Below are 14,779 nucleotides of genomic sequence, written 5' to 3' on the forward strand. Positions count from 1 at the left end.
GGGTTCAGGTCGCGGCAGCGCTGGCCTGGGCGCGCCGTTTGCAGGCCAGCGCCGACTTGATGACGTCGCGCTCCTGCACGCCATACATCTCGGCGAACTCACGCGGGTTCTTGCCGCTGGCCTCGAAGGCCTTGTTCAGGGCCTCCTGGCGGGCGATCCTCCCCGTGCTTTCGCTCAGCGCTTCGTCCAGCACGGCGGCGATCGCTTCGTCGGCGGGCTGCACGCGTTCCCGATAGTCCTGGGGGCTCAGGCCCGAAGCTTCGAAGGCGGCGGACAGCTGGGCGCGCAGCTTCGGGGACAGATCGTCCTGGGTGCGGGCCTGGCGACGGCGGTGCAGCTCCACCACGGCCTGGTACACATGCTCGGGCGCCACCTCTTCCACGGCCACGCCGTCCAGGTCATGCCGGGCCTTGGCCGCGGCCACGCATTGCAGGTAAGGCGTGGAGCGCGCGTGCACGGCCAGCGCGGCCTTCAGGCTGTCGCGCTGGAACACCTCGGGGTGCCGCGCCAGCAGGTCCTGGAAGATGCCGCGCTTGAGCGGCAGGAACTCGGCCCCGAAGAGATGGGGATACAAGCCGAAGAGCTGCTCCAGCACGGGCAGCGCCGACTGCTTGCGCTCGGCCAGCTTGGCCTTGCCCTCGGGTTTGGCGGCGGGGGAGGCAGAAGCGGCGGGCGTTTCGGCCGGGACTGCGGTAGACAGGGAAGGGCTGGTCGTCATGGGTTTCAATTTTCGAGGAAGCCCCGATTGTCCGTCACCCGGGCGGACCCCGCGCATCCCCCATTAGACTTGCGGCATGACCTGGCACGCCTCGCTGCAACTCGATGTCACCCGCGACGGCGCGCGCAGCGTGGCGCACTACCGCCATGAGGGCCCGCTGCGCATCCTGCAAAGCCTCTACCCCGAAGGCGACAGCATCTGCCACAACGTGCTGGTGCACCCGCCCGGCGGCCTGGTGGGCGGCGACACGCTGGACATCCGGCTCACGGTCGGCTCCGGCGCGCACGGCCTGGTCACCACCCCCGGCGCCACACGCTTCTACCGCAGCAACGGTGAGGTTGCGCGCCAGCTGGTGCATGCGCGCCTGGAAACCGGTGCACGCCTGGAATGGCTGCCGCTGGAGGCGCTGGCCTACAACCAGTGCCGCGCCGAGAACCGGGCCGTGTTCGAACTGGCGCCCGGCGCCGAGCTCATGGGCTGGGACGTGACCGCCCTGGGCCTGCCGGCGGCGGACCTGCCTTTCACCGAGGGCACGTTCGCGCAACACCTGGAGGTACCGGGCGTCTGGCTGGAGCAGGGCCGCATCGCCGCCAGCGACGCGCGCCTGATGGACGGCCCGCTGGGCCTGGCCGGCCAGCGCTGCATGGCCACGCTGTTTTTCGTGGCGGGCGAACCCATCACGCGCACGCGGCGCGAAGCCGCGCTGGAGGTGGTGCGCGAACTGATCGACGCGCACGCCCTGCGCGCCACCGCCGGCGCCACCAGCCCGCACCCCCAGGTGCTGGTGGTGCGCGTGCTGGCCCCGCTGGTGGAGCCGGCCATGGGACTGCTCAAGCCCTTGCGCGCCGCCTGGCGCCAGCAACTCTGGCAGCTGGAAGCCGTGCCGCCACGCATCTGGGCGATGTAAAGAACTGAAGGACTAAATGCGTCCGGCCTGCGCAAAGGCCGTGCCCAGGAACTCCACCATGGCGCGCACCTTGTGCGACAGGTGGTGCCGGCTGGGGTAGACCACGCTGATGTCCAGTTCCGGCCCCGCGTACTGCGGCAGGATTTCCACCAGACGGCCGGCCTTGAGGTCCTCACCCACCAGGAAGCTGGGCTGGAACACGATGCCCTGGTCGGCCAGCGCGGCGGCGCGGCAGGTGTCACCACTGTTGCTGCGCAGGCGTGGGTGCACCTCGATGCTGCGCGCGCCCTGCGGACCGCTGAAGTGCCACTGCTCGCCGGTGGCCAGATAGGTGTAGGCGATCACGTCGTGGCTGGCGATGTCGTCCAGGTCCTGGATGGGCGCCGCCTGCTGCAGGTAACGCGGCGAGGCGCACAGCACCAGGCGTGTGCCGCTGATGCGCCGCGCGATCAGCGAGGAACTGGCCAGCTGGCCGATGCGCACGGCCAGATCGTAGCCCTCCTCGATCAGGTCCACCACGCGGTCGTTGAGGTTCACCTCCAGCTCCACGCGCGGGTGGATGCGCAGGAACTCGCCCCACAGCGGCGCCAGGTGGCGGATGCCGAAGGTCAGCGGCGCGGTGACCTTGAGCAGGCCCTGCGCCTGCACGGCCGTGGCGCTGACGGCGGCATTGGCATCGTGCAGCTCACCGAGGATCTGCACACAACGCTGCAGGTAGTCGGCCCCGGCGTCGCTCAGCGAGAGGCGGCGGGTGGTGCGCTGCATCAGCCGCACGCCCAGGCGCGCCTCCAGTTCGCTGACGTTGCGCGAGACCATGGCCTTGGACATGCCCAGCTTGTCGGCCGCCTTCACGAAGCTGCCCTGCTGCGCCACCGCCACGAAGGATTCGATCTCTTTGAACTGGTCCATGCCGCTTTCTCGCCTGTTCTTGAGCCGATTGTTTCATTTTATTGACCAATGAGTCAATCAACAGGCTATTTATCAAATGGGAACAGTCCAATAAAGTACATCCAGCGCCACATCAAGCGGTGCAGACAGGAAACCCCATGAACCAGCCCCAGGCCCTCATCCTCCAGCAGCCCAGCCCCAAGGCAGCGCAACTCATCCTGCTGTTCCACGGCGTGGGTTCGAACGCGCAGTCCCTGGCCGACCTGGGCCAGGCCTATGCCCAGGCCTTCCCGCAGGCCATGGTGGTTGCAGTGGACGCACCCCATCCCAGCGAAATCGCCCCGGGCGGGCGGCAATGGTTTTCGGTGACGGGCGTGACGGAAGAGAACCGCGTGGAACGCGTGGACGCCGTCCTGCCCGCTTTTGAATTTGCCGTGCGCCACTGGCAGGAACGCTCGGGCGTGGGCACCGCGGGCACCGCCCTGGTGGGCTTCTCGCAGGGCGCCATCATGGCGCTGGCAGCGGCGCTGCGCCCGGAGCCGGTGGCTGCCCGTGTGATCGCCATCGGCGGGCGTTTTGCGCGCCTGCCCGAGGCACCCCTGCACGAAGGCAGCACCCTGCACCTGCTGCACGGCAAGGCCGATGCGGTGATGCCCTACAGCCACGCCATCGATGGCGCCATGCGCCTGAAGGCGCTGGGCACGGACTTCACGGCCGACGTGCTGCCATTCATCGGCCACGAACTGCACCCCGATCTGGTGGAGCTGGCGGTAGAGAAACTGCAGCAGCACGTGCCGGCACGGCTGTGGCTCCAGCCCGGTGAGGACAACTCTGCCAAGGACAACTCATGAACAAGACCCTGCCCAGCCTCTTTGTCTCGCACGGCGCCCCGCTCTTCGCGGTGGACGCCGGCAGCACCGGCCCGGCCCTGCGCGCCTGGGCCCAGGCGCACGGCAAGCCCAGCGCCATCGTGGTGATGTCGCCGCACTGGATGGCGCGCACACCCACGGTGATGGGCACGCCCGCGCCGCAGACCTGGCACGACTTCGGCGGTTTCCCGCCCGAGCTCTACCAGCTGCAATACCCCGCACCGGGCCAGCCCGCGCTGGCGCAAGAAGTCGTGGACCTGCTGCAGGCCGCCGGCATCGAGGCCGGCCTGGACAGCCGCCGGCCCTTCGACCACGGCACCTGGGTGCCGCTGATGCACCTCTACCCCGAGGCCGACATCCCCGTGCTGCAGCTCGCCCTGCCCGCCAGCGCGGGACCGGCCGAGGTCTACGCGCTCGGCCGCGCGTTGCGCCCCCTGCGCGAGCGCGGCGTGCTGCTCATGGGCACGGGCAGCATGACGCACAACCTCGGCGAGTTCTTTGGCGGCCAGACCGAGGCCGCGCCCTATGTCATCGAATTCAGCCGCTGGGTGGAAGACAAGGTCGCGAAGGGCGACACCGCGGCCCTGCTGGACTACCGCCAGCAGGCCCCGCACGCCCAGCGCGCGCACCCGACCGAAGACCACTTCCTGCCGCTGTTCTTCGCGTTGGGCGCGGCCGCCGATGGCGCGCGGCCCGACTACCTCAGCCGCGAGGTCATGTACGGCATGCTGGCCATGGATGCGTTTGCACTAGGGCCTGTTCACACTCATTTCTCAAGTGCGAACGGGGTGCCAACGGCGCCAATCTAGGCGTACGACGAAGCCCAGACTGGCCGTCTGGGTGAGGAGTGCAACAACGAGTGGCGCCGCTGGCACCCCGTTCCCTTCGGGGGGGGGCCAAAATGGCCATGCGGGGTGTTGCGCAGACTTGCCGGGGGCCTACCCCGGCTGCGTCCACGCGCCTACCGCATGACCTTTTTGATCCGCAACGCATCTTGAGAAATGAGTGTGAACAGGCCCTAAAGTCCTGATACCCCTACGCTTCACCACCACCCGGCCCACCATGCCTGTCCTCTTGCGCCTGTCCTCGCTTTTCCGCCTGCGCACCGTGCTGTTCGGCACCGCCCTTGGGCTGACGCTGTCCGCCGCGGCGGCCGCGCCCAAATTCGAGGACAGCTTGGCACAGCGCATGCAGGCCTGCACGGCCTGCCACGGTGAGCAGGGCCGCGCCGGGCCCGACGGCTACTACCCGCGCATCGCCGGCAAGCCGGCCGGCTACCTCTACCAGCAGCTGCTGCACTTCCGGGACGGCCACCGCAACTACCGCCTGATGACGCAGCTGGTGGAGCCGCTGAGCGAGCGCTACCTGCGCGACATCGCCGAACACTTTGCCGCGCTGGACCTGCCCTACCCGGCACCCGGCCCGGTGGACCTCACGCCGCAGGACCGCCAGCGCGGTGAGCAGTTGGCCCTGCGCGGCGACCCGGCGCACCAGCTGCCGGCCTGCGTGCAGTGCCACGGCAGCGCGCTCACCGGCGTGTTGCCCGCCACGCCCGGCCTGCTGGGCCTGCCGCGCGACTATCTGAACTCGCAACTCGGCGCCTGGCGCAACGGCTTGCGCCGCACCCAGGCGCCCGACTGCATGGCCACCATCACGCAACGCCTGAGCATCGGCGATGTGTCGGCCGTGAGCGGCTGGCTGGCCAGCCAAGCCCTGCCCGCCAATACCAAGCCCGCGCGTGCCCTGGCCAAGCCGCTGCCGCTGGACTGCGGCGCGGCACATGGCAACAGCGCCGACGCCAGCGCCGCCAAGGTGCCGGGAGGCCAGCGATGAGCACCCCGCATCACGACGCGCGCCGCAGGCAACAAGACTGGCTGCGCCCCGTGCTGGCGCTGGGCCTGCTGCTTGCGGCCCTGCTCGCCTGGCTGCTGTGGCCGGCCGCGCCGATAGCCGTGACCAGCAGCTCCGCCCCGGCGGCAGATGCCGACACCATCGAACGCGGCCGCTACCTGGCCACGCTGGGCAACTGCCAGCACTGCCACACCGCGCGCGGCGGTGCCCCCTTTGCCGGTGGGCGCGCCATCACCACGCCCTTCGGCACGGTCTACAGCAGCAACCTCACGCCCAGCCCCGCGGGCCTGGGCGGCTGGCGTAGCGACGACTTCTGGCGCGCACTGCACCACGGCCAGTCGCGCGACGGGCGCTGGCTGTCGCCGGCCTTTCCGTACAACAACACCACGCACATCACGCGGGCCGACAGCGACGCGCTCTACGCCTTCCTGCACCAGCTCCAACCGGTGGATGCGCCCGCGCCCGCGCACCAGCTGCGCTGGCCCTTCAACACGCAAGCCGCGCTCAAGGTCTGGCGCACGCTGTACTTCGAGGAAGGCCAAGCGGAAGTCGCGGCCACCGACTTGCCGGCCCAGGCCATGGAACTGCAGCGCGGCGCCTACCTGGTGCGCGGCCTCGGGCACTGCAGCGCCTGCCACGCGCCGCGCAACGCGCTGGGCGCCAGCGGCCTGGACCTGGCCGGCGGCCTGATCCCCTCACAGAACTGGTATGCCCCCTCGCTCACCAACCCGCTCGAGGCCGGCGTGCAGGACTGGCCCGTGGAAGACATCGTGGCGCTGTTGCGCGACGGCCGCAGCGGCACGGCGGTGGTGACCGGCCCCATGGCCGAGGTGGTGCAGCACAGCACGCAGCACTGGCAAGCTGCCGACTTACGCGCCATGGCGCTGTACCTCCAGCAGCTGCCGCGTACCGAGACGCCACGCGCTGCTGCCCCGGCCGCGACACCAGCGCCGCTTGGCGCCAGGCTGTACGAGAAACATTGCGCCCAATGCCACGGCGAACAAGGCCAGGGCATCCGCGGGCGGGACGGCCAGTGGGCCTACCCGCCGCTGGCGGGCAACCGCGCCGTGACCCTGGCCTCACCGGCCAACCTGGTGCAGATGGTCCTCAACGGCGGCTTTGCGCCAGCCACCACGGCGCACCCGCGCCCCTTCGGCATGCCGCCTTTTGTGCTGGCGCTCAGCGACCGCGAGGTGGCCACACTGCTGACGTACCTGCGCACGCAGTGGGGCCACCAGGCCCCGCCGGTGAGCGAGCTGGATGTGCAGCGCCTGCGCGAGAGCGCGGCGCGTTGAACGCAGAGGGTGGACCGCCGGGCCGGGCTCAGCCCAGGTACTTGAACAGGCCGTAGGCGGCCAGCACGCCGGCGAGCACCAGCATCAGGGTCTTGACCAGACGGGTGGGCACCAGTGCACCGATGACGCTGGCGATGAGGATGGCAGCGAAGATGTAAGTCGTTTTCATGCCCCGATGTTAAGGCCTCGCCGGGCGCGCTGGATCGCCATCGCCACGAACCCCGATGCCCCCTAAGATGGCGGCATGTTGCCGCTTCAGCATCAGGAACCTCCGGGGCACGCATCCCGCAGGCGCCACCGCGCTGCCCCTCTGCTGTACGCGCTCGTCAGCTGCTGTCTGCTCCTGGGCGCCTGCAGCACGCCACGGCTGGACGTCCCGCGTCCGGCATCGTCGGCCTGGTCCGCGCCGGCAGCCACGCCCCTGGGCCAGGCCTATGCAACCCAGCTGGCTCGGCATGAGGGGCAGTCCGGCCTGCACGCCCTGTCCAGCGGCATGGACGCGCTGGGTGCGCGCGCGGCCCTGGCCGAAGCCGCGCAACACACGCTGGACCTGCAGTACTACATCCTGCGCAAGGACACGACGACGCAGCTGCTGATCGCCAGGGTGTTGCGCGCGGCACAGCGTGGCGTGCGCGTGCGCCTGCTGGTCGACGACCTGGACGCCGCCGGCAAGGATCTGGATCTGGCCGCGCTCGCCGGTTTTGCCAACGTCGAGGTGCGCGTCTTCAACCCCTTCTCGAGCCGCGGTTCGTTCGGGGTGTCGCAGCTGCTCGAATTCATCGGCAACGGGCAGCGGCTCAACCGCCGCATGCACAACAAACTCTGGGTGGCCGACAACGCGATGGCCGTGATCGGCGGGCGCAACCTCGGCGACGAATACTTCGACGCCAGCGGCCAGCTCAACTTCAGCGACCTCGACATGCTGGTGGCCGGCCCCGCGGTGACCGAGATCTCGCGCGGCTTCGACGCCTACTGGAACAGCGAGTGGGCGGTGCCGATCCAGGCCTTCGTCGCCCAGGCGCCGCCGCCCGAAGCACTGGCCCGCTTCGAGCAGGACCTGCAGGCCCGGGTGGCGGGGTTCCGCGACACCGATTACGCACGGGCGCTGCGCGAAGGTGGCATCGGGTCCACCCTGCGCGCGGGGCGCATTCCCCTCATCATGGCGCCGGCCTCGGTCTTCGCCGACCCGCCGCACAAGGTCGTTGCTGGGAGTGAGGCCTCCGGCACCAACCCGGTGTTCGCCGAGCGCATCCGCCCCCTGGTGACCCAGGCCCGCGGCGAACTGATCCTCATCTCGCCCTACTTCATCCCCAGCGAGCAGGGCATGCTGGCGTTTGAAAAACTGGTGCAGCGTGGCGTGCGCGTGCGTGTGCTGACCAACTCCCTGGCCTCGGCCGATGTGGTCCCGCTGGCGCACGCCGGCTATGCCCGTCACCGCGAACGCCTGCTAGCTGCCGGCGTGGAACTCCACGAGATGCGTCCCGAGCAACTGGAGACCCTGCGCAACCGGCTGGGCGGCACCTCGGCCGCCTACCTGCACACCAAGGCCATCGTGATCGACCGGCAGCACGTGGTGGTGGGGTCCATGAACCTCGACCCGCGATCGCGCCAGTCCAACACCGAGGTCGGCCTGCTGGCCGAGAGCCAGGAACTCGGGGAGATCATCGGCCGGCTCTTCGACGACGCAATTCGTCCGGCGCGCGCCTTCCGCGTCAGCCTGGTGGACACAGAAGGAGAAGGGCTGCCCCGGCAACTGCGCTGGACGACCGAGGAGCAGGGCGTCCCCGTGCGCTACGAAGAGGAACCGCTGGTCGGTTTCTGGCGCCGCCTGTTCTCACGTCTGCTGGGCATGGTGGCGCCGGAAGATTTGCTGTAGAGCAGCAGCGCCGCAAGGTCTCGCCAGCCTCAGCCCTGCACTTCGAACAGCGTGCCCAGGCCGCCGGCATGGTGCTCCAGCACATGGCAATGGATCAGCCAGTGACCCGGGTTGTCGGCCACGAAGGCCACCTCCACCCGGTCGCCCGGGGCCAGCAGCACCGTGTCGCGCCAGGGGCGTTCGGCCAGCGCCTGGCCGTTGCGTGACAACACGCGGAAGTGGTGGCCGTGCAGGTGCATGGGGTGCCACCAGGCGGTGTTGTTCTCGAAACCCAGGCGCACGCTGCCGCCCCGCGGCACGCGGAACTCGGCCGCATGTTCGGCATGCGCCCTGTCGTGACTCATGTGGGCCTGGCCATTGATGGTCCAGGCCGGGGCCGCTTCGCGCGCGCCGCCCAGCAGGCGCAGGCGCCGCGCCTCGCGGTCGGCCGTCGATTCCTGCGGCCAGCCATCGCGGCTCATGGCGCCGCCGCCCAGCTGCAGGGTGTGCACCAGCGCATTGGCCAGATCCGGCTCGGGCAGGGGCTCGCGCTGCGCGGGCAAGGGCGCTGCACGCGCAGCGCTGTCCTTGCCTTTCACCTCCAGCGTGGCCAGCGTGCGTTCGCCGCGGCCGTAGCTGTCTTTCAGCTGGAAGCGGCCGGCGCGCGTGGCGTCGATGATGAAATCCGTGCGCATGCCCGGGCCCAGCAGCAGCTCGCCTTCCCAGGGCACGGCTGCGGCTGCGGGCATGCCGTCGCGCGCGATCAGCCAGGCCGGCAGGCCTTCGAGACTGAGCGCAAAGATGCGCGCATTGGCCGCATTGATCAGGCGCAGGCGGATGCGCTGGCCGCTCTGCAGCGCCTGCACCAGGCCCACCTGCCCGTTCACCGTGAGCTGCTGGCCCAGGCGGCCGGCATGCGCCACGTCGTGGAAGTTGTAGAAGTTCTCGGCTATGCGACCCTGCGCATCGAGCCGCCAGTCGTCGAGCAGCCAGACCAGGTCCAGGTCCACCGGCGGTGGCGCATCGTCCTCCACGATCAGCGCACCGGCCAGGCCGCGGTCCACCTGCTCGGGCGTGCCCAGATGCGGGTGGTACCAGTAGGTGCCGGCGTCGGGCAGCGCGAAGCGGTAGGGAAAGCGTTCCCCCGGCGCCACCGGTGCCTGCGTGAGACCGGGCACACCGTCCATGGCGTTGGGCAGACGGATGCCGTGCCAGTGGATGGTGCTGGGGTCGGGCAGCTGGTTGTGCAGCGTCAGGTCCAGCACCGCGCCGCGTTTGAAGCGCAGCACCGGGCCCGGCACCTGGCCTTCGTAGGCCCAGACCGGGAGCGCGGGCTGGCCAGCGGCGGCGAGCGTGACGGGGGCGGCGCTCAGGGTGCGGGGCGTGGCAGACCTGGCAAAAAGCGGTGCCGTCAACGCGGGGGCGCAGGCCAGGGTCTGCAGCAGATCACGGCGTTTCATGATGGTTCGCTCCTGTCGATCCACCGTAGCTTACCTGCTGTGGAATTCCACCCCAACTCTGCAGCATCGTGTTGGACTGCGACTCGTTCCAAGCGCATACCATCATCGAAGACAATGACAGCACCACGACATCCGGCCATCCTGCGATCCGGTCCAGGCCACCCCTTTCATCCCTCCCTACATCCATGTCCACCTTCCCGCCCTGCCCCAAGTGCCACTCCGAATACACCTACGAAGACGGCGACAACTACGTCTGCCCCGAATGCGCGCATGAATGGCCCCGGGTGGCCGAGGCTGCGGCGCAGGCGCAGCGCGTGTGGAAGGATGCGCACGGCAACCTGCTGCAGGACGGCGACACGGTGACGCTGATCAAGGACCTCAAGCTCAAGGGCTCCTCCACGGTGGTGAAAGTGGGCACCAAGGTGAAGAACATCCGGCTCGTGGACGGCGACCACGATATCGACTGCAAGATCGACGGCATCGGTGCGATGCAGCTGAAGTCCGAATTCGTCAAGAAGGCCTGAGAGGCTGCGCGCAGCCGGCTCCGGCTTGGCCCGGCTGCGCACACAGGGCGCGTGACCGTGCTTTCTGCACGGTTATAGCTCTGTCGTCACTGGCCCCGGAGGCCGTGCTTCGCTATGATGGGTCAGCCCCACAGATCAGGGAAGCACCCACCGCATGACGCTTGACCTCATCTACAGCACCGCGCTCCTGCTCGCTTTGTCGGCGCTGTACGAGTTCAATCTCCGCGTCTGGGGCGACCGGCTGGGCGCGGCCCGGGTCTGCGCCGGCCTGATCTTCGGCGCCATCTGCATCTTCGGCATGCTGCACCCGGCCAATCTGGCGCCCGGCGTGATCTTCGACGCACGTTCGGCCATCCTGGGCGTAGCAGGCATCTTCGGCGGCCCGCTGGTGGCCATCATCGCCGGCCTCATGGCCGCCGCCTACCGCCTGTGGTTGGGCGGCGCTGGCGCCATGGTGGGCGTGGCCGTCATCACCACCTCGGTGCTCTTCGGCCTGGCCATGCGCCACGCCCTGCGCCGCGGCTGGGCCCATCCCAAGCTGCTCGATTTCCTGATGTTCGGCGTGCTGCTGCACATCATCTGCCTGGGCTGGTTCCTGCTGCTGCCCACCCAGCACCTGCAGAAACTGCTGGAGACGCTGGCCCTGCCCTACCTCTTCGTGCTGGCCCCGAGCACGGCCCTGCTGGCCCTGCTGCTGCACGACCTGCAGGAACAGCGGCAGTCCAAGCAGGCGCTGGCGCGCAGCGAAGCCCTGCGCCGCGCCATCACCCGGGCCTCACCCGACCTGCTCTTCGTGCTGGACGAGGACGGCCGTTACCTGGAGATCATCTCGCCCGAAGAGCGGCTGCTCTACGCGCCGATTTCAGAAACCATCGGCAGGCGCATGGACGAGGTGCTGCCCGCCTCCGAGGCCCAGCGCTTCCATGACTTCCTGCACCAGACGCTGAGAGCCGGCACGCCGCAGAAGATCGAATACGAGCTCGACACCCAGGGCGGACGGCACGTGTTCGAAGGGCGGGCCCAGACGCTGGACGTGCGGGTGGAGGGCAAACGCGCCGCGGTCTTCGTGGCCCGCGACATCACCGAGCGCGTCAAGGCCGAGCAGGACCGCCGCGTCGCCGCCGTGGCTTTCGAATCACGCCAGGCCATGGTGGTCAGCGACGCCAACTCCGTCATCCTGCAGGCCAACCAGGCCTTCCTGGATCTGCTGGGCTACAGCCGTGAAGAACTGATCGGCCGCAAGACCACCATCCTGCGATCGAGCCGGCACGATGCGGCCTTCTACGAGGCCATGTGGGACAGCATCCGCAGGACTGGCAAGTGGGAGGGGGAGATGTGGGACCAGCGCAAGCGCGGCGATCTGGTGCCCGTGTGGACGACGATCACCGCGGTGCGCAATGAACACGGCAGCGTGACACATTACGTGTCGGCCATGAGCGACATCTCCGAGCGCAAGCTGCAGGAGGAGGAGATGCGCGCCATCGCTTTCTACGACCCGCTCACCGCCCTGCCCAACCGGCGCCTGCTGCTGGAGCGGCTGCAGCGCGCCCTGACGCTGACGCGCCGCAACAACCAGCACGGCGCGCTGCTGTTCATCGACGTGGATAACTTCAAGAAGATCAACGACGAGCACGGCCACCATGCGGGTGACCTGCTGCTGCAGGAGATCGCCGGCCGGTTGAGCCGGGTGGTGCGCGAATCCGACACGGTGGCGCGCATCGGGGGCGACGAGTTCGTGGTCGTGCTGGAACGCCTGAACGAAGACGTCGCGCTGGCGCGCACCGAAGCCCGCCAGATCGCCGCCAAGGCCCTGCTCGCCATGGCCAAGCCTTATGACCTGCAAGGCCTGGCCTACCAGTCCAGCGGCAGCATCGGCATCGCCATGTTCAACGCCACGGAAGTCGACCTGGACGTGCTCATGCGCCAGGCCGACGAGGCCATGTACCAGGCCAAGCACGCGGGCAAGAACACCGTGCACATGCACGGGAACTGAAACTCAGGCGCCGACTTCCTGCGCGGTGAGGGTGTAGTCCGTGCGGTAGAGCGCGCTGACGATGCCCCGGGCACCCCGCGCCTCCAGCTCGGTCTTGCCGAGTTCGGTCTCTGCCAGGGTTTGCAGGCTGACCTGGTCATAGCCCGTGACGAGCAGGGCCCAATCCACACCGGCGTCGGCCCCGCGGATGCGTTGCTCGTTCGTCATCTGCGCCGTGAGCGCCCCCTCCAGCAGGTGCACGCTGCCCAGGCCCGGGCGTGCCGGCAGTTGCGGCAACAGGCCCTGGAGGAGCCAGCCACGCAAGGCTTCTTTCTGCTCTGCAGCGGGTGCGAAACGCAGCAGCAGGGCGACATGGCCCATGCCCAGGCCGTGCGAGCTGATGACGGAACACAGGCCCCGGGTCATGCCGCGGTAGTGCGGCATCATCTTCGAGGTCCAGGGGCTCGGGTGGTTCAGGCGCTGCAGATAGGCATCGGAAGACAGCGTGCTGAGTTGCGCCACTTCGTACAGCACGCAGTACCTTGGCTGCCCGCTCAGTGCCACCCAGCGTGTGCCCCGCAGGAAACCCGGAATGGACAGGCGCTCGGGCAGGTGTTCGTGGGTATGCCAGTCGTCGTGCCCGGAGATCGCCTCCGGGGCGATGTCGAAGGACAGCAGCATGGCGGCTTGGCCGAGCAGGGGCATACGCGTGACTCCGTTGAAAACGCAAAGTGTATGGCCTGGTGCCCGCCAGGACCGCAGGCCGGTCACTGCATGGAGTGCAGGCCGATCCGGTTGCCCTCGGTGTCGACCAGCAGGGCCATAAAACCATAGGGGCCGAGAGAGGTTTTCCCCTGCTGCAGCTGGCCACCGCATTTCACCGCCCGGGCCGCTTCGACAGCGCAGTCCGTGCAGCTGAAATACACGAGTGTGCTGTTGCCACCGGCCGGTACACCCGGCATCTTCGCCAGGGTGCCGGAGGCGCCGTAGACGTTCGAGTCCATGGGGAAGGACCACATCTCGATGGCAGAACCGGGGTCGGGGCTCGCCAGGCTTGTCAGCGTCACGCCCAGCACGCCTTCATAAAAGGCCTTGGCGCGTTGCATGTCCTCCACGTAAATTTCGAACCAGCCGATGGGGTTGTTCATGGTCTTCCTTTCGATGAAGGTGGGAATCCAAGGAAAAAATGCGTCAGCCGGCGGACTGGCCGTGGTTTTCCAAGCCGACCTCGGTGTCGTGCTTGAGCATGGCAAGGCTCCGGATGGAGCCGCCATTTTCAGCCGAACAGGGCCTGCATGTCGATGGAAGAACGCGCCCCCAGTGCCGCCGCATCCTTGGCCAGCCAGGCCAGGGTGCGTTCGCGGCCCTGCTGCTGCAGCAGCTGCAGGAAGGGGCCGTGCGGCAGCAGCTTGCTGTCGCTGCGGCCCAGGCTTTCGAGTTCGCTGGTGTCGATCATGTGAAAGCGCATGTCCAGCAGGCGTTGCTCCAGCCGGCCGTGGCCGAAGCGCCCGGCGGCGGCAAACTGGGTGGCGTGGGCGAACATGCGCATCTCGCGCAGGAGGTTGGCGCTGAAACCCAGCTCGGCGATGCGGGTCTCGATCTCGGGCACCGTAGCGGGTGTGCCTTCGCGGCGCAGCGGGTTGAGCAGCACCAGCAACACGTCGCGCGCCTCGCATTCGTAGAACAGCGGGAACACGGCCGGGTTGGCGGTGTAACCGCCGTCCCAGTAGGCCTCGCCGTCGATCACCACGGTGCGGTGCAGCTTGGGCAGGCAGGCCGAGGCCAGCATCACGTCGACGTCGAGCTCGGTTTCGCGGAACACGCGCAGCTTGCCGGTGCTCACCTGCGTGGTGCCGATGAAAAGCTTGAAAGGGCTGTGGGCACGCAACTGCGCAAAGTCGACCTGCTCGGCCAGCAGGTCGCGCAGGGGATTGAGGTCGAAGGGGTTGAGCTGGGTGGGCGAGAACTGGCCAGCCCAGCTGGAGAACAGCTTGCCCGCAGGCGAGAAGCCGATGGAGTCGCCCTTGCGCCGGGTCATCAGGCCCCAGGGCATCTGCTGGCCCAGTTCGGTCCAGAATTTTGCGAGCGCTACTCTGGCGCCCGCGCGGCCGCCCTGCAGCCAGCCATGCGCGAAGACCACGGCGTTCATGGCGCCGGCGCTGCTGCCGCTCAGGCCTTCGAATTCGATGCGCGGGTCTTCGAGCAGCGCGTCCAGCACGCCCCAGGTGAAGGCGCCGTGGGCGCCCCCGCCCTGCAGGGCCAGGTTGAGACGTACCGGCGCTGGTGTACGGGAGCCGGACAGGGCCCGCTTCCATGAAGCGAGCAGGCCGCTCGCTGGCGGGGTGCCGGGCTCTGCGCCGGCGGGCATGGTTTCACTCTCGGCCAAGTCAGCTCCTTGTGGGGGCAGGACGTCTGGCGACGTCGTCGGATCAGGGTTAAC

General features: G+C 68.8%; 15 protein-coding genes. 8 read left to right on the top strand and 7 right to left on the bottom strand.

Features of this window, described 5'->3' with window-relative positions; genetic code table 11:
• Positions 1-4: 4 nt before the first annotated feature.
• The gene (locus AO057_RS17120; RefSeq protein WP_057677082.1) at positions 5-718 is read right to left on the bottom strand and encodes a ProQ/FINO family protein; all 714 of its coding nucleotides are present in this window, start codon (positions 716-718) and stop codon (positions 5-7) included.
• Positions 719-794: 76 nt separating this feature from the next.
• Between AO057_RS17120 and AO057_RS17125 the strand changes: the two genes are divergently transcribed.
• The gene (locus tag AO057_RS17125; protein WP_057677083.1) at positions 795-1,625 is read left to right on the top strand and encodes an urease accessory protein UreD; all 831 of its coding nucleotides are present in this window, start codon (positions 795-797) and stop codon (positions 1,623-1,625) included.
• Positions 1,626-1,637: 12 nt separating this feature from the next.
• Here AO057_RS17125 and AO057_RS17130 read toward each other — a convergent pair whose 3' ends face one another.
• Complete coding sequence (locus AO057_RS17130; protein ID WP_057677084.1) at positions 1,638-2,534, bottom strand: LysR family transcriptional regulator; 897 nt, start codon at positions 2,532-2,534, stop codon at positions 1,638-1,640.
• A 137-nt stretch (positions 2,535-2,671) separates the two neighbouring features.
• Here AO057_RS17130 and ypfH point away from each other — a divergent pair, with 137 nt between their 5' ends.
• The 4 genes from ypfH (at position 2,672) to AO057_RS17150 (ending at position 6,528) form a co-directional block, all read left to right on the top strand.
• Positions 2,672-3,364, top strand: coding sequence for an esterase (gene ypfH / locus AO057_RS17135; protein ID WP_057677085.1), 693 nt, complete (start codon positions 2,672-2,674; stop codon positions 3,362-3,364).
• A complete protein-coding gene (locus AO057_RS17140; RefSeq protein WP_057677086.1) occupies positions 3,361-4,191 on the top strand; it encodes a dioxygenase family protein in 831 nt (276 codons plus the stop codon). Before ypfH ends, AO057_RS17140 begins: the two co-directional genes overlap by 4 nt.
• A 253-nt stretch (positions 4,192-4,444) precedes the next feature.
• The gene (locus AO057_RS17145; protein WP_156404604.1) at positions 4,445-5,215 is read left to right on the top strand and encodes a c-type cytochrome; all 771 of its coding nucleotides are present in this window, start codon (positions 4,445-4,447) and stop codon (positions 5,213-5,215) included.
• Positions 5,212-6,528, top strand: a complete 1,317-nt coding sequence (locus AO057_RS17150; protein WP_156404605.1) for a c-type cytochrome — start codon at positions 5,212-5,214, stop codon at positions 6,526-6,528. Before AO057_RS17145 ends, AO057_RS17150 begins: the two co-directional genes overlap by 4 nt.
• A gap of 28 nt (positions 6,529-6,556) precedes the next feature.
• On the opposite strand, the gene AO057_RS17960 is transcribed toward AO057_RS17150, so the two are convergent.
• A complete protein-coding gene (locus AO057_RS17960) occupies positions 6,557-6,697 on the bottom strand; it encodes a hypothetical protein (protein WP_156404606.1) in 141 nt (46 codons plus the stop codon).
• A gap of 75 nt (positions 6,698-6,772) precedes the next feature.
• On the opposite strand from AO057_RS17960, the gene AO057_RS17155 reads away from it, so the two are divergent.
• Positions 6,773-8,404: a phospholipase D family protein gene (locus AO057_RS17155; protein ID WP_082605610.1), complete on the top strand. Its 1,632-nt coding sequence runs from the start codon at positions 6,773-6,775 to the stop codon at positions 8,402-8,404.
• Between the two features lie 29 nt (positions 8,405-8,433).
• Here AO057_RS17155 and AO057_RS17160 read toward each other — a convergent pair whose 3' ends face one another.
• Complete coding sequence (locus AO057_RS17160; protein ID WP_057677088.1) at positions 8,434-9,843, bottom strand: multicopper oxidase family protein; 1,410 nt, start codon at positions 9,841-9,843, stop codon at positions 8,434-8,436.
• Positions 9,844-10,028: 185 nt separating this feature from the next.
• Here AO057_RS17160 and AO057_RS17165 point away from each other — a divergent pair, with 185 nt between their 5' ends.
• Together AO057_RS17165 and AO057_RS17170 are read left to right on the top strand one after the other, a co-directional pair.
• A complete protein-coding gene (locus AO057_RS17165) occupies positions 10,029-10,367 on the top strand; it encodes a zinc ribbon domain-containing protein YjdM (protein ID WP_057677089.1) in 339 nt (112 codons plus the stop codon).
• Positions 10,368-10,521: 154 nt separating this feature from the next.
• The gene (locus AO057_RS17170; protein ID WP_057677090.1) at positions 10,522-12,360 is read left to right on the top strand and encodes a diguanylate cyclase domain-containing protein; all 1,839 of its coding nucleotides are present in this window, start codon (positions 10,522-10,524) and stop codon (positions 12,358-12,360) included.
• 3 nt (positions 12,361-12,363) lie between these two features.
• Here AO057_RS17170 and AO057_RS17175 read toward each other — a convergent pair whose 3' ends face one another.
• The 3 genes from AO057_RS17175 to AO057_RS17185 form a co-directional block, all read right to left on the bottom strand.
• On the bottom strand, positions 12,364-13,044 hold the full coding sequence (locus AO057_RS17175; protein WP_057677091.1) for a hypothetical protein: 681 nt from the start codon (positions 13,042-13,044) through the stop codon (positions 12,364-12,366).
• Between the two features lie 62 nt (positions 13,045-13,106).
• Entirely contained in the window at positions 13,107-13,487 is a 381-nt protein-coding gene (locus AO057_RS17180) for a VOC family protein (RefSeq protein WP_057677092.1), read from the bottom strand.
• A 128-nt stretch (positions 13,488-13,615) separates the two neighbouring features.
• A complete protein-coding gene (locus AO057_RS17185; protein WP_240480803.1) occupies positions 13,616-14,725 on the bottom strand; it encodes a patatin-like phospholipase family protein in 1,110 nt (369 codons plus the stop codon).
• Positions 14,726-14,779 lie beyond the last annotated feature (54 nt).

The sequence above is a fragment of the Curvibacter sp. PAE-UM genome (genome assembly GCF_001432305.1).
Classification (GTDB): domain Bacteria; phylum Pseudomonadota; class Gammaproteobacteria; order Burkholderiales; family Burkholderiaceae_C; genus Hylemonella.